The sequence below is a fragment of the Micromonospora matsumotoense genome (assembly GCF_900091525.1).
GTDB classification, from domain to species: domain Bacteria; phylum Actinomycetota; class Actinomycetes; order Mycobacteriales; family Micromonosporaceae; genus Micromonospora; species Micromonospora matsumotoensis.
Map to the genome: position 1 here is coordinate 192698 of NZ_FMCU01000009.1, position 21852 is coordinate 214549.

The window sequence follows — 21852 nt, forward strand, 5'->3', positions numbered from 1 at the left end:
AGTGAGCCGGTTTTGCGAGCCCCGCAGTCGCGAACGAACGAGGGGAACCCGTGACCACGCTGGACAGTGCGATCGACCCGTCCGCGCCGGCCTTCGTGGCCAACCGGGACGCGCTGCGGGACCGGTTGGCCGAGCTGGACGCCGCGCTCGACCAGGCGCGGGCCGGCGGCGGCGAGAAGTACGTGGCCCGGCACCACGGGCGCGGCAAGCTGCTGCCCCGGGAGCGGATCGAGCTGCTGCTGGACCGGGACAGCCCGTTCCTGGAGTTGTCACCGGTCGCCGGGTACGGCACCGACTTCCCGGTCGGGGCGAGCGTGGTCACCGGCATCGGCGTGGTCGAGGGTGTCGAGTGCCTGATCGTCGCCAACGACCCGACGGTACGCGGCGGCGCGGTCAACCCGTGGTCGCTGGCAAAGACCCGACGGGCCGGCGAGATCGCCCTGGCGAACCGGCTGCCGATGGTCAACCTCGTGGAGAGCGCCGGGGCGGACCTGCCCACCCAGGCGGAGATCTTCATTCCGGGCGGCCGGGTGTTCCGCGACCTGACCCGGCTCTCCGCCGCGAAGATCCCCACGGTCAGCGTGGTCTTCGGCAACGCCACCGCCGGTGGCGCGTACGTGCCGGGGATGTCCGACCACGTGATCATGATCCGGGACCGGTCCCAGGTCTACCTGGCCGGCCCGCCGCTGGTGCGGATGGCCACCGGCGAGGTCACCGACGACGAGTCGCTGGGCGGCGCGGCGATGCACGCCGGCACGTCCGGTCTCGCCGATCATCTCGCCGAGGACGAGCGGGACGGCATCCGGCTGGCCCGGCAGTGCATCCGCCGGTGCAACTGGCGCAAGCAGGGTCCACCGCCGCGCGATCCGGCACCCCGACCACCGAGGTACGACCCGGAGGAGTTGCTCGGCATCGTCAGCGCCGACCTGAAGGTGCCGTTCGACCCGCGAGAGGTGCTGGCCCGGCTGCTCGACGGCAGTGAGTTCGACGAGTTCAAGCCGGCGTACGGCACCGCCCTGGTCACCGGTTGGGGCGAGCTGCACGGCTATCCGGTGGGCGTGCTGGCGAACGCCCGGGGGGTGCTGTTCAGCGCGGAGGCGCAGAAGGCGGCCCAGTTCATCCAGCTCGCCAACGCCGCCGACACCCCGCTGGTCTTCCTCCAGAACACCACCGGCTACATGGTCGGCACCGAGTACGAGCAACGCGGCATCATCAAGCACGGCGCCCTGATGGTCAACGCGGTGTCGAACTCGACGGTGCCGCACCTGACGGTCAACCTGGGCGCCTCCTACGGCGCCGGCAACTACGGCATGTGCGGCCGGGCGTACGAGCCGAGGTTCCTGTTCACCTGGCCGAACGCCAAGTCGGCGGTGATGGGGCCGGCGCAGCTCGCCGGGGTGCTGTCGATCGTCGCCCGGCAGGCCGCCGCCGCCCGGGGCCGGGACTACGACGAGGACTCCGACGCGGCGATGCGGATGATGGTCGAGCAGCAGATCGAGTCGCAGTCCGGGGCGTTGTTCCTCTCCGGCCGGCTCTACGACGACGGGGTGATCGATCCCCGGGACACCCGTACCGTCCTCGGGCTCTGCCTGTCGGCGATCCACAACGCACCGGTGAAGGGCGCCGACGGCTTCGGCGTCTTCCGGATGTAGTGCCCGTGAGCGCGAGGAACGCAGCGCAGCGGAGTCCCGCAGTCGCGAACGAGAGCCAGGGGGTTCGGGTGATTCGGAAACTGCTGGTGGCCAACCGGGGGGAGATCGCCCGGCGGGTCTTCGCCACCTGCCGGGCGCTCGGCGTGGCGACGGTCGCCGTGCACTCCGACGCCGACGCCGACGCGCCGTACGTGGCCGAGGCCGACGAGGCGGTCCGGCTGCCGGGGAACACGCCCGTCGAGACGTACCTGCGGATCGGGTCGATCCTGGACGCGGCCCGCCGCACGGGTGCGGACGCCGTCCACCCGGGTTACGGCTTCCTCGCCGAGCACGCCGGGTTCGCGGCGGCGGTGACCGACGCCGGCCTGACCTGGGTCGGTCCGCCGGCCGGGGCGATCGCGGCGATGGGCGACAAGCTGGCGGCGAAGGAACTGCTCGCCGGAGTGGGGGTGCCGATGCTGCCCACCTGGACCGACGGCGACGAGATCACCGACTTCCCGGTGCTGGTCAAGGCGTCCGCCGGGGGCGGCGGTCGGGGGATGCGCATCGTCCGCGACCCCGCCGACCTGGCGGCGGCCGTCGACTCCGCGCGCCGCGAGGCCGCCGCCGCGTTCGGTGACGACACGGTCTTCATCGAGCGGTACGTCGAGCGCGGCCGGCACGTGGAGGTGCAGATCTTCGGTGACACCGCCGGCACGGTCGTGGCCCTTGGTGAGCGGGACTGCTCGATCCAGCGTCGGCACCAGAAGATCGTCGAGGAGGCTCCGGCGGTGCTGCCCGACGGGGTGCGGGAGCGGCTGCACGCGGCGGCGGTCGCCGCCGGCCGGGCGGTCGACTACGTCGGGGCGGGGACGGTGGAGTTCCTGCTCGCGCCGAGCGGCGAGTTCTTCTTCCTGGAGATGAACACCCGGCTCCAGGTGGAGCATCCGGTCACCGAGGCGGTCACCGGGCTGGACCTGGTCCGGCTGCAACTGCTGGTCGCCGAGGGCGGGGCGCTGCCGGTGGCGACGACTCCGCCGACCGACGGCCATGCCATCGAGGTACGGCTCTGCGCGGAGGACCCGGCGCAGGGGTTCCGCCCGGCCACCGGCATGCTGCACCGGTTCGCGGTGCCCGGGGTGGTCGGCGGGTTCGCCCCGACCCGGGGCCTGCGGCTCGACTCGGGGGTGTGCACCGGATCGACGGTGGGCGTGCACTACGACTCGATGCTCGCGAAGCTGGTCGCCTGGGCACCGACCCGGGCCGAGGCGGCCCGGGCGCTCGCCGGGGCGCTGGCCCGCGCCGAGCTGCACGGGGTGGCCACCAACCGGGACCTGCTGGTCCGGGTGCTGCGCAGCGCGGATTTCGGGTCGGCGCAGGTGGACACCGGGTTCCTGGACGCGCACGCCGAGGTCTTCGCGCCGTTGCTGCCGACCGACCAGCTCCCGGTCGCGGCGCTGGCCGCCGCGCTCGCCTGCGCCGCGGCGCGACGGGACGACGCCCCGGTGCTCGCCGGCCTTCCGTCGGGCTGGCGCAACGTGCCGGCCTTCCCCCAGGTCGTCCGGTACGCCGACCGCACCGGCGACGAGATCGAGGTGCGCTACCGGCTGGACCGGTCCGGTGGTCTCGCCGACTGGTCCACCGATCCACCGATGCCGCCCACCGACCCACCGGCGTCGCCCGTGACGCTGGTGACGGCGGCGGCGGACCGGGTGCTGCTCGACGTGGCGGGGGTGCGGCGGGTGTTCCGCGTACACCGGGCGGGGTCGGTGGTGTTCGTGGACGGCCCGGACGGGGCGGCGGAGCTGACCGAGCTGCCCCGCTTCCCGCTGCCCCGGGTGGCGTTGGCGGTCGGGTCGCTGCTCGCGCCGCTGCCCGGCACGGTGACCCGGGTGCACGTCGGGGTCGGTCAGCGGGTCGCCGCCGGTGACCTGCTGCTGACCCTGGAGGCGATGAAGTTGGAACATCCCGTGCTCGCCCCGACCGACGGCGTGGTCGCCGACCTGCCGGTGCCCACCGGTGGGCAGGTCGAGACGGGTGCGGTGCTGGCCGTGGTCGACCCCGAGGAGGCACCCCGATGAATTTCGACCTCACCCCGGAGCAGGACCAGCTCCGCGACGCCGTCCGGGCGCTGGGCCGCCGGTACGGCCACTCCTACTTCGTCGAGAAGGCGAAATCCGGCGGGCACACCACCGAGCTGTGGGAGGAGGCCGGTCGGCTCGGCTACCTGGGCGTCAACGTCCCCACCGAGTACGGCGGCGGCGGTGGCGGCCTCACCGAGCTGGCCATCGTCGGCGAGGAGTTGGCCGCCGCCGGTTGTCCGCTGCTGCTGCTGGTGGTGTCGCCGGCCATCGCCGCCACGGTGATCCACCGGCACGGCACCGAGGAGCAGCGCAAGCGCTTCCTGCCCGGCTTCGCCGACGGCTCGCTGAAGGTGGTCTTCGCGATCACCGAGCCGGACGCCGGGTCGAACTTCCACCGGCTCGGCACGGTGGCCCGCCGCGACGGCGACGACTGGCTGCTGTCCGGCCGCAAGTGCTACATCTCCGGCGTGGACGAGGCGCAGTACGTGCTGGTGGTGGCCCGTACCGAGGATGCGGCGACCGGGAAGCTCAAGCCCGCGTTGTTCGTGGTGCCGACCGACGCCGCCGGGTTGACCCGGTCCGCCCTCGACATGGAGATCGTCTCCCCGGAGAACCAGTTCCTGCTCTATCTGGACGATGTCCGGCTGCCCGCCGACGCGCTGGTCGGTGAGTCGCTGGACGCCGGCCTGCCGGCGCTGTTCAGCGGGCTGAACCCGGAGCGGATCACGGTCGCCGCGATGGGCGTCGGCACCGGCCGGTACGCCATCGAGCGGGCCAGCGAGTACACCGCCACCCGCAAGGTCTGGGGTGGGCGGAGCATCGGCGCGCACCAGGGGGTCGCGCACCCGTTGGCGCACGCGGCGGTGCAGGTGGAGCTGGCCCGCCTCATGATCCACAAGGCGGCCACCCTGTACGACGCGGGCCGCGACCTGGAGGCCGGGGTGGCCGGCAACATGGCCAAGTACACCGCCGGGGAGGCCGCCGCGCTGGCCGTGGACACCGCCGTGCAGGCCCTCGGCGGGGCCGGCATGACCACCGAGTACGGCGTGGCGACGCTGCTCGGCGCGGTCCGGGCCGGCCGGATCGCCCCGGTCAGCCGGGAGATGATCCTCAACTTCGTCGCCCAGCACGTGCTCGGCCAGGAGAAGTCCTACTGACCCCGGCTCAGTGCAGGGTGCGGCACGCCGCGTCGGTGCGGTGCACCGGGCGGACCCGCCGGCCCAGCCCCTCCAGCAGTGAGTCCTCGACGTGGTAGTCCCGGACCCGCAGCCGGTGCCGGGGCAGCTCCTCCTCGCTGGGGCAGAGCACCTGGGCGCGGACGTCGTCCACCGGCACGTACCGGACGCCGCCGCGCTCCTGGAGCAGCACCATGTTGACGTCGTCCACGGTGACCACGTGCCCCCGGACGTCCTCGGTGACGCCGGGGCTCGACTCCACGGTGGTCACGGTCAGCGGCAGCACCGGCGTGGTGATCACCGGCAGCGCCGCCCAGACCAGCATGGCCAGCACCGCGGCCTCAGTGATCGAGGCGAGCGGCCGGATCACCGCCCCGGGCAGCGGACCGGTCACCGCGAGCGCGAGCAGCGGCGGGGTGACGAACAGCACCAGGGCGAGCAGCTCCCGCTGCTGCCACGCGTCGACCAGGGTGGGGGCGAGCAGCCAGCCGTAACCGGCGAGGAGCATCACCACGATCAGCGCCCGGAGCACGAGGTGCTCGTGCAGTCGCGCCGGGGTGAGCTGGAAGGCGGCGACGAACGCCGGCAGCAGCAGCGGCAGATAGAGCAGCTGCCAGGTGACCATGGCCATCAGGAAGCTGGCCAGCACGAACCAGGCCGGGGTGAGGTCCGCCCAGCGGACGAAGAGCGGGCGACGGACGGTGGGCGGCATCCGTTCGACGCTCACCCGCAGCACCGCGCCCAACGCGAAGACCGCGACCAGGCCGGTGGAGAGCAGCCGGGCGGCGGTGGTCAGGAAGCCGGCCAGCAGGTTCACCGGCCCGACGTTCGCCACCAGCAGCAGCGTGGTCTGGAGTTCGCCGCCCGCCTCGACGCCGAGGCGCAGCACGGAGAAGATGGCGGGCACGCCCACCACCGCCGTCCAGAACGACTGGCTGGCCCGCGCCCGCCGTTCCACCGCCGGGTCCCAGCCGTCACGCACCGGGACGGTGGTGGCGCCCAGATCCTGCGGTACGGCCGGGGCGGTCACCGGGTCGGCGCCTTGTCGTCGAAGTCGACCAGGTCCGGCACGTTCAGCGGCTGCGGCTGTGCCTTCTCCGCCTTCAACCACGGCCCGAGGGTCCGGTTGTACGCGGTGAGCCACGGGCTGCTGATCCCGTTGCGCCCCGCCAGGTAGCTCTTCTGCAGGGCGAAGGCCACCAGGTCACGCAGCGCGGGATCGCCGATCGGCACACCGATGCCGAGCAGTTCGCTGGTGCCGAAGGGCATGTCGACGATCTCGAACTCAGTCGGATAGAGCGAGAGGAAGCCGGCGAGGATCGTCTCGTCGGAGCTGACCGCGTCGTAGCGGCCCTCCCGGATGCCCTTGACGCAGTCGCCGACCTCCTTGACCACCAGCGCCTTCACGTCGTGCTTGGCCAGCTCCGCCTCGGTGGTGGAGCCGCCGCTGGTGCAGACCTTGTAGGCCGGTTCGCGGAGGTCCTCAATGGTGCGGATCTTGTCCTTGAGCCGGGTCGGCACCATCACCTCCTGGGTGGTGACGAAGTACGGCCCGGCGAAGCTGACCAGCTTCTCCCGCTCCTCGGTGATCGAGAAGCTGGAGACCACCAGGTCGACCAGGCCACCCTGGAGGGCGGGGATGCGGTCCTCGGTGGTCACCGAGACCCACTCGATGCGCTGGTCGCCCTCGTAGCCGAGGTAGGAGGCGACATAGCGGGCGATCTCCACGTCGAAGCCGGCGTGCGCGCCGTTGCGCAGCTCGCCCATCAACGGCTCGGTGGTGGCCACCCCGATCTTGATCTTCGGCTGACCGTCGATGTGCGACTCCCGCAGCTTGTCGCGCACCGAGGGCAGCGACGGCTCGCGGCGGTTGTCGCAACCGGCGGCGGCGGCCAGGGTGAGGGTCAGTGCCACCGCCAGGGTGGCGGCGACCGATCGGACCCGATGGCGGGCGGACGTGTCGTTCATCGGCGCACCTCGCTGACGGACAGCCTGGGGGACACCGAGGGTAGCCGCTCCGGTCCATCTCCGTCGTGCCACCCGGCCGGGAGGAACGGTGCGGCCGGCGCGATGTCGGTGCCGGGCCACCCGGGTCGGGAGAAGGCCGCCGATCCGGGCCTGCTGGCCGCGGGCTTCCACCCGGAGCAGGGCGACCTCGGTCGGCTTGCCGTGGCCCAGCGACAGCGCGACGGCATCCCGACGTTTCGTCACTCTAGGCAGAACGGTCAACCACGCCGAGCCGGATGGTTTGACAGCGCGCCCGTTCAGGCCATGCTTGTCAGGTGAGCCGAATCCTGAAGCCGGACGCGCGGACCGTGGCGGTGGTCGCGGCGCTGGCGACCGGTGCGGTGCTGGTGGTCCTGGTCTTCCGGCATCCCGCCGGCATCCTGACCGTGGGGCTGGCGCTGCTCGGTGTCCTCTTCGCGACGGTGACCGGCACCGCGCTCGCCGCGCTGCGCGAACGCGACTCCGGGGAGGCGCCGGCCGCAGCGCCCCAGCCTGGGCAGTTGCAGCCGGGATCGTTCCTCGACGCGGACACTCTGGACGCGTTGGACAGCGCGGCGGTGCTGAGCCGGCTGCACCGGATGCGCGAGGTCAGCGACCAGTGAGGGTGGGCGCGACCAGGGCGTCCACCCCCCGCCCGGCGAGGCAGCGGTAGGTCCGGTCGAGCTCCGTCTCGCCGGGCGGCAGCACTTCCAGCCGCCAGCCGTTGGCGTAGTCGATCCCGCTGGTCAGCCGGAACGTCCGGGCGTTGCACACCGAACGGACCGTCGGGTCGACGCTGATCGCGGCATGCCCGGCCCCGGCCAGCGCGGCCGGCAACTGACCCTCCACGTAGGTCTCCCAGGTGTGCCGCCCCTCGCAGGAGACCTGGGGGGCCTCCGCCCGGTCGCCGCGTAGCCGTACCGGGCCGAAGCACTCCAGCACGGGGGCGCACCGGGCACCGGGCGGCAGGGTCGCGGCCGTACCGTCGGCCGCGCAGCCGGGCAGGGTGCCCCAGCGGGCGGCCGGGCTGGACGAGCCGACGGTCGACGGGGCGGCGGTCGGCCCGGCCAACGGTGGGGCACCGCCGGCCACCCACGCCCCGGCGCTCGCCGAGGCGGCCAGGGCGAGCACCCCGGCCCCGCCGAAGAACCAGCGCCGCCGCCGCCGCTCGCCGTGCGGCACGGTCGGCTGGTCGTCCTGGACGGGTGGACGCGGGCTCGGCTGGCCGGTGATCCGCCCGGGTTGACCGGTGGTCCACCCGAGGGTGTACGGCCCACCGCCGCCCGACCCGCCGGTCGACGGCCCGCCGGAGACCGGCGCGCCGCTGACCGGGGCGGGAGCCGGGTCGACGGGCAACGCGGTGAGCAGGTCACGCAGTTCGAGCGCGGAGGGGCGGGCGTCGGGGTCGTTGGACATCCCGGCGCGGAGCACGTCGACCAGTTCGGTCGGCACCCCGGGCAGGTCGGGGATCGGGTGGTGGAACAACTCCAGCACGGTGACCAGGCTCGGGTTGCGCTCGGACTGCCAGCGCGGGGGCCGGCCGGTCATCACCGCATAGAGGGTGGCGCAGAGGGCGTACACGTCGACGGCCGGCGACGGCGGGCTGTGGTTGAACATCTCCGGCGGCGCGTAGGCCGGGGTGAGCACCTCCAGGGTGACCGAGGCGTCCCGCGCCTCGGCCAGTACCGCCAGCCCGAAGTCGGCCAGCACCGCCGAGTTGAAGTGCGAGTGCAGGATGTTGGCCGGCTTGACGTCGCGGTGCAGCACCCCGGCCGCGTGCGAGTGGGCCAGCGCGTCCGCGATCTTGATGCCGAGGTCACGGGTCTCGGACGCGTCGAGGGGCGAGGTCCGCATCCGTTCGGCGTACGAGCCGTCGCACAGCTCCATGATCAGGTACGGGTGCTGGTCGACGGTCACTCCGACGTCGAAGAGGTCCACCACGTGCGGGTGCGAGGACATCCGCCCGGCCGCCCGCGCCTCCCGCAGGAACCGGGCCTGGTCCCGTTCGCTGTCCAGGGTGCGGTTCTCCACCTTGACGGCGACCTCCCGGCCGACGGAGATCTGGGTGGCCCGGTAGACGGTGGCGTAGCCGCCCCGGGCAAAGACTTTCAAATCGGTTAGACCGGGCACAATGGGCAGCCGGAGGGCGCCGGGCGGGGTCTCGGTCACGGCTCGAAAATACCCGTTCCGCCGGGGCGCTCAGCGGTCCGTACCGGCGGGAGCGGCCGGACCGGCCAGGGCCGACCCGCTCGACGCACCCTCGGTGACGCCGCTGACCTGGGATTCCGCCGGAGTGGGAGCGTTGCCGGCCGATCGACGGGCGTCCCACCGCAGGCCGATCGCCGTCGCCACCGCGCCCGCCCCCTCCCAGAGAGCCACCCCGATGAACCGGTCCGGAGCCACGTCGGCCAGCACGGTCAGCGTGAAGACGGTGAAGGTGACCAGCCGGAAGACCACCGTGAACCGGTAGAACGCCCGCCACTCGGTCGCCACCGCGAGCAGGTAGTAGACGCCCATGTTGAACGAGGCCATCGCGGACGCGGTGAGGAACGTGCCGGTGTAGTCGCCGGGGCTCCGGGTCTGCGGCACCTCGAAGCCGAGCATTCTCAGCTGCGCCTGCGGCCACACCAGCCCGAGCGCACCGAGCAGCACCGCCAGCACCCCGAAGACCGCGATCGTCCAACCGGCGCCCGAACGCGGCAACCTCATCTGCTCCCCCACCCGACGGCGCAACCGGCACCGAGGGGCGGTCGCGTGAAGTGACACGCTAACCGTCCCCGCCGATACGCGCACATCCCCGTAACCGACAGACCTACCGTTCCGCCCCCACCGGCCGCCGACGGCGAGGCGTCCGCGCCGGTCAGGCGTCGGCGGCCAGCCGGGCCCGCAGGGCGTCGGCGCCGGCCCGCTCGCTGCGTTGCTCGGTCGCGTACGCCAGCCGTACCGCCTCCTGCGCACTGGCCAGCGCCTCCGCCGGGTGGCCGCAGGCCGCCAACGCCTCGGCCAGCACCCCCGCGCCGATCACCTGGCTGCGGACGTCCTCCGCCGGGGCGGCGACCGCCCGGCGGGCCCAGTCCAACGCCTGCTCCTGCTGACCGTGGGCGAGCAGCGCCGACGCGTACCGGGCCAGGGTCTGCCGGCGGGAGAAGAGCAGCGTCGGCGTCTTCGCCGCCGTCGTCGCCACCGGGGCGAGCAACCCGACCGCGGTGGCCGGGTCCCCGGCGGCGAGCCGGGCGGTGGCGAGCAGCACCCGGGGCGCGGCCTGCGCCGGGGCCTGCGGATTGTGCGGTTCGACGGCGGTCAGCACCGCCCGGGCGTCCCGCTCGGCGGTCTCGCAGTCGCCCATGTCCAGCGCGACGAAACCCCGCAACGTGCCGGCCATCCCGGTGAGCAACGGGTGCGAGGTCCGCCCGGCGTACGCCAGGGCGTCGGTGAACAGGTCGGCGGCGTGCTCCGGCTCACCCAGCCCCCGTGCCACCACACCCCGGACGACCAGCGCGAACCCGCGCCCCCAGTCGTCGGAGACCGCGGCGAAGTCCCGGTACGCCCGCCGGGCCTGCCGGTCCGCCTCGGCCACCTCGCCCAGCTCCGCACCGGCGAACGCCTCGACCGCGCGCAACGTGCCCACCGCCCACGCCTCGCCGACCCGTTCCCCGAACGGCAGGAAGATCCCGGCCAGCCGGCAGGCCTCCCCCAGCCGGCCGGCCAGCAGCCGGGCGAAGGCGGTGGTGCCGCGCAGCCAGGCCCGCCCGTACGGGTCCTTCAACTCGGCGAAGAGCCGGGCGGCCCGACCGAGCACCGCGTCGGTGCCGGCGAAGTCCCCCCGAGTGGTGGTGACCCAGGCCAGGTTCTGCAACGCCCAGGCCTGCCCCCGCAGGTCCTTCGCGGCGAGGCTGATCTGGTAGGAGGCGGCGAGCCGGCTGCTCGCCTGGCCGAGCCGACCGGCGACGAAGTCGGCCATCCCGAGCCGGCGCATCGCCGAGGCCCGCAGGTTGGTCACCTCCCCAACCGTGGCCACCTGCAACGCCTCCTGCCAGCAGGCCGCCGCCCGGACCTGGTCGCCCGAGGTCTGGTGGGCCTGCCCGGCGAGCAGCAGGGCACTGGCCCGGGTGGCGGCGTCGTCACCGGCGTTCGCGGCGATCTTCTCGGCGAAGGCGAGCGCGTCACCGACCCGACCGACCTGCAACAGCGCCCGGGCGTGTGCCACCCGGTCGGCCGGGGGCACCCCCTCGCGGGCCAGTTCGGCGGCGCGTTCGGCGTGCTCGACGGCCAGCGCCGGCTCACCGACCTGCAACGCCCGGCGGGCGGCCCGGCCCAGCGCGGCCACCCCCAGCCCGGCGACCGTCCGGGCCGGCGAGTCCGGGCGGAGCTTCACCGCGTCGGCGAGGGTGGCGGCCCGCTCGACCTGCTCGGCCACGAAGTCGTCCCGGGCCGCGTCGCTGAACCCGCCCGGCGGGGCGACCGACGACCCGGGGACTCCGGTGGCCCAGCGGGCCAGCGCGGCGTGCCGTTCGGCCAGCTCGGCCTTGCTCACCCCGACGTAGGCGGCCTCGCGCATCAGCGGGGTGGCGAACGCGAAGCCGGTCCGGGTGCGGTGCAGCATCCGACGTTGCAGCAGCTCCTCCACGGCCCGTTCCAGCTCGACGGCGGCCACCGCGGCGGGTCGGCCGTCCCGTCCGGCCCGCTGCTCGCGCAGCGCCTCCAGCGCCCCGGCGGGCACCACGTCACCGACCACGGCGGCGTCCCGCAGCGCTGAACGGGCCTCCGGCGGGAGGGCGTCGATCCGGGCGGCGAGCACGGCGGCGAGGTCCCGGGAGAGCAACCGGCTGCCCAGCGAGCCGGGCACCAGCCGCCAGCCGCCGTCCGGGCCGGCGGTCAGCGCGCCCCGCTCCCGCAGCAGGGTGACCAGTTCGGCCAGATAGAACGCGTTGCCCTGGGCGGTGGCGAGCAACCGGTCGGCGTCGGCCGGCGGCAGCTTGCCGCCGTTGAGATAGCTGGTGAGCAGGCGGGAGGCGTCGGCACCGCGCAGCGGCGGCAACGCGTGCACCTCGGCGTCGGCGATCCAGGTCAGCGCCCCGGCGGTCCGGACCAGCTCCGGGCGGCCCAGCAGCATCACCAGCACCGGGCCGGTGAGCCGGGACAGGGTGGCTCCGAGCGCGGCGATCGTCTCGCCGGTGGCGTCGTGCAGGTCGTCGACGACGATCACCAGCGGCGCCTCGGCGGCCAGGGCGCTGAGCAGCCCGGCCACCGCGACCGGCACCGCCTCGGCGTCGGCGGCCGGCGGGGTGGCGCCCCACCCGTCCTGGTCGCCCGCGTTACCGGGCAGTTCGGCGTAACCGAGCAGGGCCAACAGTTGGTCTCCGGCGATCGGCGGCACATCGGTACGCAGCCGGGCGAGCCGTTGGCCGAGCCGACGCAGCCGCTCCTCCACGGCCGGCCGGGTCAGCGCGGTGGAGGTGTCGTTGGGCAGGCCGACGGCGGCCCGGACCAGGTCGGCCAGGGGGGCCAGCCGACGTCGCTCACCGAAGGCGGCGCAGCGGACCGAGAGCACCCGGGCGCCGCTGTGGGCGGCGTACCGGCCGGCGCCGACGTCGTAACCGGCGGCGAGGCGCTCCACCTCGGCGGCGAACCGCGACTTGCCGATCCCCGCCTCGGCGGTCATCAGCAGCACCCGGGGTTCGCCCCGGTCGATCACCTCGGCGAGCCGGCCGGCGACCCGGCCGATCTCGGTCTCCCGCCCGACGAAGGGCGCCTCGTCGCCGAGGCCCGACCGGGTGCCCGGAGCGTCCAGCAGGCCCAGCAACTCGAACGCCTCGACCGGCTCGCGCTTGCCCTTGAGCCGCAGCGGGCGCAGCACCCGCCAGGAGGCGACGTGCCGGGTGGCCGACGAGGTCCGGGCACCGGCGTAGATCGCGCCGACGGCGGCGGCGTCGGCCAGCCGGGCGGCGGTGTTCACCGTGTCCCCGATGACCGTGTACTCGATGGCGGCCTGGATGCCGGCGATCACGTCGCCGGTGTTCAGCCCGACCCGCAGGCCGAGCGGCGCACCGCCGCCCCGCTCGTCGTCGAGCACCCGGCGCACCGCCCGCTGCATCGACAGGGCGGCCCGGACAGCCCGCTCGGCGTCGTCCTCGTGGGCCACCGGGGCACCGAAGACCGCCATGATCCCGTCGCCGGTGAGCTTGTCGACGTGCCCGCCGAAGGTCTTCACCGCACCGGCGAGCGCGGCGAGCACCCGGTCGGTGACCGCACCCACCCGCTCCGGGTCGAGATCCTCCGACCACGAGGTGAAGTCGGACAGGTCGCCGAAGAGCACGGTGACCACCCGGCGCTCAGCCGTCGGCAGGGTGGCGGCAGCGGGCAGCGCCGCCCCGCAGTTGTGGCAGAACCGCCCGCCCGGGACGGCGAGCGTGCCGCACACCGGGCAGGTCACGGCTGCTCCACCCCGAGATACTCCAGCTGGGCGCGGACCGACCACTCGGCGGCCCACCACAACGACCGGTCCACGTCGGCGTAGACCTTCGCCACCACCTCGGGCGCGGTGCCGGCACCCTCGGCGACGGCGGCCCGGACCTGGTCGAGCCGGGCCCGACGGTGGGCCAGGTAGAAGTCGGCCGCCGCGCCGCAGTCGGCCAGCGCCGGGCCGTGCCCGGGCAGCGCCGGAACCCCCTGGTACGTGCCGAGCCGCCCCAGGCTGGTCAGGTAGTCGCCGAGGTGGCCGTCGGGGTGGGCGACGACGGTGGTGCCCCGGCCGAGGATGGTGTCGCCGGTCAGCACGACCCGCTCGCCGCCGTGTTCCACCAGGAAGCAGACGGAGTCGGCGGTGTGCCCCGGGGTGTCGACCAGGTCGATGCTCAGCCCGAAGCCGCCGAACTGCTCGCCCGGCTCGGTCAACGGCTGACCGCCGATGGTGTGCGCCGGATCGACGGCGAGCACGTGCACGCCACCGAGCAGCTCGCTCAGGCGGGGAGCGCCCTCGGTGTGGTCGGGGTGCCCGTGGGTGATCAGCACGAACCCGATCGGCGCGTGCGCCGCGATGGCGGCCAGGTGCCCCTCGTCCGGCGGACCCGGGTCGACGACGACCGCGTACTGCGCTCCGGGGGCGCGCAGCACCCAGGTGTTGGTGCCCTCCAGGGTCATCGGCCCAGGATTGGGGGCACGCAGCAACGTCACCCAGTCCGGCAGCCGGTCGGCCAGCGCGGCCGGCGGTGCCGTCACATGCCCGGTCATGGCTGCGATCGTACGACCCCGCCCGCCACTCCCCGCGATCTTGCGGAACCGGTCCACAGGATTTGTGGCCGTTCACGGCTTTCGACCGGACCGGCCGGCCATCTCGTGGGGAGTGACGGTGCGGTCAGGCGACCTCGACGATCAGTTCGATCTCCACCGGGGCGTCCAGCGGCAGCTCGGCCACCCCGACGGCGGAGCGGGCGTGCCGGCCGGCCTCACCGAAGACCGACCCGAGCAGGTCGGAAGCCCCGTTGATCACGGCCGGCTGGCCGTGGAAGCCCGGTGCCGAGGCCACGAAGCCGGTCAGCTTCACGATCTTGACGATGTTCTCCAGGCCGACCAGCGAGTCGACGGCGGCGAGGGCGTTCAGCGCGCACCGCTCGGCGAGATCCTTGGCCTGCTCGGGCGAGACACCCGCGCCGACCTGGCCGGTGGCGAGCAGCTTGCCCTCGGCCACCGGTAGCTGACCGGAGACGTAGACGTGCTGGCCGGACTGCACCGCCGGCACGTAGCTGGCCACCGGCGGCACCACGTCGGGCAGGGCCAGGCCCAGCTCGGCGAGCTTGGCGTGGGGTCCGTTGCTCATCGTCGGACCCCTCAGCCCTTGGGGCGCTTCAGGTACGCGACCAACTGGTCCGGGTTCGGGCCGGGGACCACGGCGACGAGTTCCCAGCCGTCCTCGCCCCAGTTGTCGAGGATCTGCTTGGTCGCGTGGACCAGCAGCGGGACCGTGGCGTATTCCCACTTCTGCATCGGTGGAAGGCTCCCTTGCCTGACGTGGACTGTTCCGCCGACAGCCTACGGTCCGGGCGACGGTCGGGGCGCGGGACGCTGCTCCGGGGCGGTGGGCAGCTCGCCGCACTGGCCGGTGTGGTCGTACGGCTGGGGGCAGCGGGACCGGTCGGGCAGCAGCAGGTCGCAGAAGACCCGGTGCCGGTTGTTCTGGTCGTCGGCGGTGGAGACGGTGGTCTCGCCGGCGTCCAGTTCGACGAGGAAGCCGAGCGAGGTGGCCACGGTGCCGGCCAGGGCGGTCGCCGCCGCCAGGTCGGCCACCCGGATCGGCAGGTGGATGACGTAGCCGGGCTCCTCGTCGTCCCGGCTCCGGTCAGCGGGGCGGCCGAGGATCCGCAGCACCTCGGCCGGTTCGGCGCAGCGCCGGTAGGACCGCTCGTTCATCGGCAGTCCACCACCCGGCCCGTCCACGTCACCGGCCGAACCGCCCCGCCTCCCCCGGTCTCCTGGTGAGAAGTGGGCTCGGGCGATGTTCTCCGCGTCGCGCATGTACCTGCCTCCGGCCTCGTACCGTGAATGACCGCCGTCTGGACCGGGCGCCGACCCGATCCGCTCCCCCACACCCGGACGAACGTAGGACCCGGCCGGGGCGACGGACAACGGGACGCGCGCGATCGATCACCCAAAGTCACATATGCGACAGACGCTTGGTCCGAAAGGTGATCGCGACCCACCGCAGGTCGTGAGCGGTCCGCCACGCCCCGCCTATCGACCGTTACCCTTGCGCCTCGGACGGGCGATCAGGGGTCGCCCGCCGCGCCCGTACCCGCGTCGTCGCCAGGGGCGGCGACGGCGCCCCATCCCCCGGGGGACCACATGACCCAACCACCGTTCGGTGGCGCGAGCGGATCGCCGGGCGTGCCGACGCCACGGCAGGACCAACCCGACCGGGGCGGTACGACCGCCCCCGGCACCTCCCCGTCCGGCACCGCCGCGCCGTCGCCGTCGCCGTCGGGCTACCCGGCGTACCGGACACCGACCCCCGCGCGGCGACGCGGCGCGCTGGTCGCCTCGCTCGCGCTGGTCGCGGCCGTCGTGCTCTGCGGTGGCGGTGGAACGCTCGCCTTCCTGACCCTGCGCAACACCGAGGGTGGCGAGGGCGCCAAGGAGCCGACGGTGGCGGTGGACGGCTTCCTCACCGCCGTCTACCAGGACCGGGACGCCGGCAGGGCGGCCAACTTCGTCTGCGCGGAGTCCCGCGACCAGCAGAAGATCAGCGCCAAGGTGGCCGAGGTGCAGAAGTACACCACGCTCTACACCAACCCACGGTTCCGCTGGTCCAGCCCGACCGTCGACAACCAGAACGGCGACCGGGCCACCGTCTCCACCAAGCTGACCCTGACCACCGCCGACGAGAAGATCGCCGAGCAGTCGTTGCGGTTCACCGTGGTACGGAAGACGGGTTGGTGGGTCTGCGAGGTCGGCTGACCACGTGGGGTGGATAGGCTCGACCGGTGCGAGCAGCTGAGCGGCCCCCCGACCCGGCCGGCACCGGATGGCCGTCCCGCCTGCACGTGGTGACCGGCAAGGGCGGCACGGGCAAGACGAGCGTGGCGGCGGCGTTGGCGCTCGCCCTGGCCACCGGGGGACATCGCACCCTGCTGGTCGAGGTGGAGGGCCGGCAGGGCATCGCCCAGCTCTTCGGCGTCGAGCCGCTCCCGTACGCCGAGTTTCACCTCGCCGACGCCCCGGGCGGCGGCGAGGTGCGTGCCCTGGCGGTGGACGCCGAGGAGGCGTTGCTGGAGTACCTCGACATGTTCTACAAGCTCGGCGCGGCCGGCCGGGCCCTGCGCAAGCTCGGCGCGATCGACTTCGCCACCACCATCGCCCCCGGCCTGCGGGACGTGCTGCTCACCGGCAAGGTCAAGGAGGCCACCACCCGGAGCACCGGCCAACGCCGGGTGTACGACGCGGTGGTGCTGGACGCCCCGCCGACGGGCCGGATCGGGCGCTTCCTCAACGTCACCGCCGAGACCGCCCGACTGGCGAAGGTCGGCCCGATCAAGACCCAGAGCGAGGGGGTCTCGGCGCTGCTGCGCTCCCCGATGACGGCGGTGCACGTGGTGACGCTGCTGGAGGAGATGCCGGTCCAGGAGACGGTGGACGCGATCGCCGAGCTGACCCAGCTCGGTTTCCCGGTGGGCCGGGTGATCGTCAACGCCGCCCGCCCGCCGCTGACCACCGGTCGGGCGGTGACCCGGGCGGAGCTGAAGCGGGGGCTGGCCGCCGCCGGCCTGCCGACCGATCCGGCGACCGTGGCCGGGCTGGCCGGCGAGGCGCGGGACCAGCGGGTACGACGGGAGCTGGAGGATTCGCTCCGGACCGACCTGGCGGAGCTGGGACGGCCGGTGACCGAGCTGCCGCTGCTGCCCGACGGGGTGGACCGTGCCGGGCTGACGGCGTTCGCCGGGATCCTCCGCCGGGCGGATTGACGCACAGCTCACGTCGGCCCGGACGCACGGACCCCCCCGGCCCGATACGCTCGATTGGTGCCTTCCGAAGACGCGGCGCCCGTGCTGGACGTCGACCAGATCCTCGCCGACCCCGGCGTGCGCATCGTGGTCTGCTGTGGCGCCGGTGGGGTCGGCAAGACGACCACTGCGGCGGCGTTGGCGCTGCGGGCGGCCGAGCGGCACGGCCGGCGCACGGTGGTGCTCACCATCGACCCGGCCCGCCGGTTGGCCCAGTCGCTCGGCCTGACCGAGCTGGACAACACCCCCCGCCGGGTCAAGGGGATCGACGTCGAGGCCGGCGGCGGTGAGCTGCACGCCATGATGCTGGACATGAAACGCACCTTCGACGACGTGGTGCTCCAGCACACCGACCCGGCGAAGGCTGCGGAGATCTTCGCCAACCCGTTCTACCAGGCCATGAGTTCCACCTTCGCCGGCACCCAGGAGTACATGGCGATGGAGAAGCTGGGTCAGCTGCACGCCCGGGGCGAGTGGGACCTGATCGTGGTGGACACCCCGCCGTCCCGCTCGGCGCTGGACTTCCTGGACGCCCCGGCCCGACTCTCCCGCTTCCTGGACGGCCGGATGCTGCGGCTGCTGCTCGCCCCGGCGCGCAGTGGAGGGCGGAGCATGTTCAGCTTCGTCACCGCCAGCTTCGGGATGTTCTCCCGGGTGGTGCAGAAGGTGCTCGGGGCGCAGTTGCTGACCGATCTCTCCGGCTTCGTCGCCGCCCTCGACTCGATGTTCGGCGGGTTCCGGCAGCGGGCCGAGCAGACGTACCAGATCCTCCAGGCGGGGGAGACGGCGTTCCTGCTGGTGGCGACGCCGGAGCCGGACGCGGTCCGGGAGGCCGCCTACTTCGCCGGGCGGTTGGGCGAGGAGCGGATGCCACTGGCCGGGCTGGTGCTCAACCGGGTGCACCGGCCGGCGGTCACCCTGGGCGCGGTGGAGAGCCGGGCGGCGGCCGACCGGTTGGCGGGCCTGGGTGGGCACGACGCCACGGTCGACGTGCTGCGCGCGCACGCGGCGCTGGCGCAGCAGGCGGTCCGCGAGGAGCAGGTCGCCCAGCGGTTCACCGAGGCGTTCCCGGCGGTGCCGACGGTGTCGGTCACGGCGCAGCCCGCCGACGTGCACGACGTCGACGGGCTACGGACGATCGGCGCGGCGATCAGCCGGTCCTGACCGGCGGGCGCAGGCCCCCCGGGCGACCGGCGGGCAGCCGGGCCGGGTCAGCCTGCGGCGGCGGTGACCAGGATCTTGTCCTTGCCGGTCCGGTCCTTGGCGTTCTTCTTCATCGCCGCCTCGAACATCTTGCGCCAGCTCGCCACCTGCGGGTGCCGGCGCAACAGCGCCCGACGTTCCCGTTCGGTCATGCCACCCCAGACGCCGAACTCGATGCGGTTGTCGAGCGCGTCTGCCAGGCACTCGTACCGCACCGGGCAGCTGCGGCAGATCCGCTTGGCCACGTTCTGCTCGGCACCCTGTACGAACAACGCGTCCGGGTCCCCGTTCTGACACGCCGCCAGCGACGGCCAGTCAGTGATCATCCCCATCTGTACACGTCCCCCCTTGCAGTACCTACCGACCTCGTGCGACCAGCCGTTGTTCCCCCCGGTCGTCCGGCCCGTTCCTTCCCCAAGGAGGCACGGACGACGTGTGGCTCGTGTCGCGCCACCATCATGCTCTGTAGTCGCATGATTACGCAACGTTGTCGGCGAAATCCAACATTCCGGACAGTCCCGGCTTCCCGGGCCTTCGATCGCCGCTTACCCGGCCGGAGTACGTGAAAACGCTGCGCGGGCTCCACCGATCGGTGGAGACTCGGCGCGGGTCACACGCAACCTCACACCGGGGGTCGTGCGTTTAGCACAACGAGGTCGGCGCGCGCAGGAAATGGGGAAAGAACGCCCCAGCGCCCCTCGTTCCCTACTCGCGTACCCTGTCGAGGTGACCTGGATGCGGAAACGTGACCACAATGTCTTCACCAACGCCGCATCGCTACTGATCTGCGGCCTGCTGGCCGGTGTGGTGGTGGCGGCAGCGGCCTTCCCCGCGGTGGCGATGTCCGGCCTGGCCGCGAAGGCCGGCGCCGAGACCTTCGGGGCGCTGCCCAAGGAGCTGACCGTGGCCCGCGCGCCACAGATCAGCTACCTGCTCGCCAGCGACAACAAGACCCCGCTGGCCACCCTGTACGACGAGAACCGGCGCGACGTCAAGTTCGCCGACATCTCCCCGAACATGCTCAAGGCGATCATCGCCGCCGAGGACCACGACTTCTACAAGCACAACGGCGTCGACCTGAACGGCATCGCCCGGGCCTTCGTCAACAACCAGTCGGGCGCCAACTCCCAGCAGGGCGCGTCCACCCTGACCATGCAGTACGTCCGGCTGGCCATCGCCTACTCGGCCACCCACCCGGCGGACGTGGTCGCCGCGACCGAGGACACCAGCGCCCGCAAGATCCGCGAGATGAACCTGGCCCTCCAGGTCGACAAGGAATTCTCGAAGGACGAGATCCTCACCCGCTACCTGAACCTCGCCTCCTTCGGCAACGGCGCGTACGGCGTCTTCGCCGCCAGCCAGGTGTACTTCGGCAAGTCCCCCAAGAACCTCAAGATCGAGGAGGCGGCGCTGCTGGCCGGCATGGTCAAGGCGCCCACCACCAACGATCCGACCACCCGCAGCGGCTACCCGCTCGCGCTCGACCGACGCAACTACGTCATCGACAACATGGTCAAGACGAAGGCCATCACCCCGCAGGAGGCGGACGCCGCCAAGGCGGTCAAGCTGGTGGTGAAGGACAAGCGCACCCCGAACGGCTGCGTCGCCACCAACCAGAAGGACTGGGGCTTCTTCTGCGACTTCTTCTACCGCTGGTGGCTCACGCAGGAGACCTTCGGCTCCACCACGTACGACCGGGAGCGGCGGCTCAAGAGCGGCGGCTACACCATCACCACCACGCTGGACGTGCAGGCGCAGAACGGCGCCGACCGGGCCGTCCGCAAGAACCTCGGGGTGAACAGCAAGGCCGCCCGGATGGTCGCCGCGATCGAGCCGGGCACCGGCCGGGTACGGGCGCTGTCGGTCAACCGGAACTTCAAGATCGATGACCCGAAGAAGCCGCAGAACAAGTACTCCAGCGACCCCAAGAAGGCCAAGAAGAAGATCCGGGGCAACTACCCCAACACGGTGAACCCGCTGCTCAGCGGCGGTCAGGGCATCACCGGCTACCAGGCCGGCTCGACGTTCAAGATGTTCACCATGGTGGCCGCGCTGGAGAAGGGCGTGCCGCTCGCCTACCCGATCAACTCGCCGGCGGAGTTCAAGTCGGAGTACATCGTCGAGCAGGGCTCCCCGGCCGCCTGCGCGGGGACGCACTTCTACTGCCCCAAGAACGCCTCGCCGAGCATGGCCGGCCTGCACAACATGTGGACCGCGTTCGGCAACTCGGTCAACACCTACTTCGTCCCGTTGGAGCAGCAGGTCGGCGCGGAGAACGTGATCAAGGCGGCGCAGAAGCTCGGCATCACCTTCCGCAGCAGCGACGACGCCCGCCGGGCCACCAAGGAGGGCGGCGCCAATCAGTGGGGCGCCTTCACCCTGGGTGTCTCCTTGACCACCCCGCTGGAGCTGGCGAACGCCTACGCCACCCTGGCGGCCGACGGGAAGTTCTGCGAGCCGATCCCGGTGCAGCAGATCAGGGACCCGGAGGGCAACAAGCTCGACGTCGCCAACCCGCGCTGCGAGCAGCGGATCAGCACCGAGGTGGCCCGGGCCGCCGTGGACGCGGCCCGCTGCCCGGTCGGTGACCGGTCGTCGGTCTCCAAGTGCTCCGGGGCGACCGCCCGCAACGTCCGGGGCATCGTCGGCAAGCCGGTGGCCGGCAAGTCCGGCACCACCGACGGTGAGAAGACCTCATCCCTGGTGGCGATGACCAAGCAGTTCGCGGTGGCCGGCATCATGGCCGACCCGGACTGGGCGCAGACCAACCAGCAGATGGGCCACGACACGCCCACCGGCATCAACCCGGCGGTCTACCAGACGCTGCGGGACGCCATGAAGGGCAAGCCCGGCATCGAGTTCACCCCACCCAACGGCAAGATCATCAATGGCGACCAGCGGTCCATCCCGAACGTGAAGTGCCAGTCGGTGGACAGTGCCCGGAGCAGGCTCAAGGACGCCGGCTTCTCCGTCGTCGTCTCCGACAACAAGATCGCCTCGGACTGCCCGGCCGGCTCCGTCGCCGGCACCAGCCCCGACGGCCGCACCATCAAGGGCGGCGTGGTCACCATCGAGGTGAGCAGCGGCGGCGGCAGCACCCCAAACCAGGGCAACACGCCGGGCAACCCCGGTAACCCACCGGGTCGCCCACCAGGCAACAACTGACCCGTACCGACGACGACGGGCGGGCACCCCAAACGGGGTGCCCGCCCGTCGCGTATCCGCCGCATCGATCCGGGCGCCTGGACCTGACCCGCCGCCGCAGCGGTCCGGGCGCTTC

Annotated in this window: 18 protein-coding genes; 8 read left to right on the plus strand and 10 right to left on the minus strand. The window is 73.0% G+C overall.

Annotated elements, in window-relative coordinates; genetic code table 11:
• Positions 1-50 precede the first annotated feature (50 nt).
• From GA0070216_RS19275 to GA0070216_RS19285, 3 genes are all read left to right on the plus strand, one after another.
• On the plus strand, positions 51-1652 hold the full coding sequence (locus GA0070216_RS19275) for an acyl-CoA carboxylase subunit beta (protein WP_091247726.1): 1602 nt from the start codon (positions 51-53) through the stop codon (positions 1650-1652).
• Between the two features lie 68 nt (positions 1653-1720).
• Positions 1721-3712 carry an acetyl/propionyl/methylcrotonyl-CoA carboxylase subunit alpha gene (locus GA0070216_RS19280; RefSeq protein WP_091247728.1) on the plus strand — a complete coding sequence of 664 codons (1992 nt, stop codon included), beginning with the start codon at positions 1721-1723 and terminating at the stop codon, positions 3710-3712.
• Positions 3709-4872, plus strand: a complete 1164-nt coding sequence (locus tag GA0070216_RS19285; RefSeq protein ID WP_091247730.1) for an acyl-CoA dehydrogenase family protein — start codon at positions 3709-3711, stop codon at positions 4870-4872. The genes GA0070216_RS19280 and GA0070216_RS19285 overlap by 4 nt, the downstream gene beginning before the upstream one ends.
• Positions 4873-4879: 7 nt before the next feature.
• On the opposite strand, the gene GA0070216_RS19290 is transcribed toward GA0070216_RS19285, so the two are convergent.
• Together GA0070216_RS19290 and GA0070216_RS19295 are read right to left on the minus strand one after the other, a co-directional pair.
• Positions 4880-5920, minus strand: a complete 1041-nt coding sequence (locus GA0070216_RS19290; protein WP_091247732.1) for a hypothetical protein — start codon at positions 5918-5920, stop codon at positions 4880-4882.
• On the minus strand, positions 5917-6858 hold the full coding sequence (locus GA0070216_RS19295; protein ID WP_091247735.1) for a transporter substrate-binding domain-containing protein: 942 nt from the start codon (positions 6856-6858) through the stop codon (positions 5917-5919). The genes GA0070216_RS19290 and GA0070216_RS19295 overlap by 4 nt, the downstream gene beginning before the upstream one ends.
• 314 nt (positions 6859-7172) lie before the next feature.
• Between GA0070216_RS19295 and GA0070216_RS19305 the strand changes: the two genes are divergently transcribed.
• Positions 7173-7499 (plus strand): hypothetical protein, encoded by a 327-nt coding sequence (locus tag GA0070216_RS19305; RefSeq protein WP_091247740.1) that lies wholly within the window; start codon positions 7173-7175, stop codon positions 7497-7499.
• Here the strand turns inward: GA0070216_RS19305 and GA0070216_RS19310 are convergent.
• The 7 genes from GA0070216_RS19310 to GA0070216_RS19340 all read right to left on the minus strand — a co-directional run bounded on the left by GA0070216_RS19310 (position 7486) and on the right by GA0070216_RS19340 (position 15387).
• Positions 7486-9045 (minus strand): serine/threonine-protein kinase, encoded by a 1560-nt coding sequence (locus GA0070216_RS19310; RefSeq protein ID WP_091247743.1) that lies wholly within the window; start codon positions 9043-9045, stop codon positions 7486-7488. The two genes, GA0070216_RS19305 and GA0070216_RS19310, sit on opposite strands and share 14 nt — an antisense overlap.
• A gap of 30 nt (positions 9046-9075) precedes the next feature.
• Entirely contained in the window at positions 9076-9585 is a 510-nt protein-coding gene (locus GA0070216_RS19315) for a hypothetical protein (RefSeq protein ID WP_091247746.1), read from the minus strand.
• 151 nt (positions 9586-9736) lie between these two features.
• Positions 9737-13309 carry an adenylate/guanylate cyclase domain-containing protein gene (locus GA0070216_RS19320; protein ID WP_091247748.1) on the minus strand — a complete coding sequence of 1191 codons (3573 nt, stop codon included), beginning with the start codon at positions 13307-13309 and terminating at the stop codon, positions 9737-9739.
• The gene (locus tag GA0070216_RS19325) at positions 13306-14106 is read right to left on the minus strand and encodes an MBL fold metallo-hydrolase (RefSeq protein WP_091247971.1); all 801 of its coding nucleotides are present in this window, start codon (positions 14104-14106) and stop codon (positions 13306-13308) included. The genes GA0070216_RS19320 and GA0070216_RS19325 overlap by 4 nt, the downstream gene beginning before the upstream one ends.
• A 124-nt stretch (positions 14107-14230) precedes the next feature.
• A complete protein-coding gene (locus tag GA0070216_RS19330) occupies positions 14231-14692 on the minus strand; it encodes a RidA family protein (RefSeq protein WP_091247751.1) in 462 nt (153 codons plus the stop codon).
• A gap of 11 nt (positions 14693-14703) precedes the next feature.
• The gene (sp36, locus tag GA0070216_RS34610) at positions 14704-14859 is read right to left on the minus strand and encodes a Sp36 family protein (RefSeq protein WP_088959894.1); all 156 of its coding nucleotides are present in this window, start codon (positions 14857-14859) and stop codon (positions 14704-14706) included.
• A gap of 45 nt (positions 14860-14904) precedes the next feature.
• The gene (locus GA0070216_RS19340; RefSeq protein ID WP_091247753.1) at positions 14905-15387 is read right to left on the minus strand and encodes a hypothetical protein; all 483 of its coding nucleotides are present in this window, start codon (positions 15385-15387) and stop codon (positions 14905-14907) included.
• A gap of 327 nt (positions 15388-15714) precedes the next feature.
• Here GA0070216_RS19340 and GA0070216_RS19345 point away from each other — a divergent pair, with 327 nt between their 5' ends.
• Genes GA0070216_RS19345 through bagB form a run of 3 tightly spaced genes read left to right on the plus strand, consistent with a single transcriptional unit; the run spans position 15715 to position 18533 of the window.
• Complete coding sequence (locus GA0070216_RS19345) at positions 15715-16326, plus strand: Rv0361 family membrane protein (RefSeq protein WP_091247755.1); 612 nt, start codon at positions 15715-15717, stop codon at positions 16324-16326.
• Between the two features lie 26 nt (positions 16327-16352).
• Positions 16353-17330: an ATPase BagA gene (gene bagA / locus GA0070216_RS19350; protein ID WP_091247758.1), complete on the plus strand. Its 978-nt coding sequence runs from the start codon at positions 16353-16355 to the stop codon at positions 17328-17330.
• 54 nt (positions 17331-17384) lie between these two features.
• On the plus strand, positions 17385-18533 hold the full coding sequence (bagB, locus tag GA0070216_RS19355) for an ArsA family ATPase (protein WP_176739045.1): 1149 nt from the start codon (positions 17385-17387) through the stop codon (positions 18531-18533).
• A gap of 47 nt (positions 18534-18580) precedes the next feature.
• Here the strand turns inward: bagB and GA0070216_RS19360 are convergent, their stop codons facing one another.
• A complete protein-coding gene (locus GA0070216_RS19360; protein WP_091247760.1) occupies positions 18581-18904 on the minus strand; it encodes a WhiB family transcriptional regulator in 324 nt (107 codons plus the stop codon).
• Between the two features lie 403 nt (positions 18905-19307).
• On the opposite strand from GA0070216_RS19360, the gene GA0070216_RS19365 reads away from it, so the two are divergent.
• Complete coding sequence (locus tag GA0070216_RS19365) at positions 19308-21737, plus strand: penicillin-binding protein (RefSeq protein ID WP_091247977.1); 2430 nt, start codon at positions 19308-19310, stop codon at positions 21735-21737.
• The last annotated feature ends 115 nt before the right edge of the window (positions 21738-21852 follow it).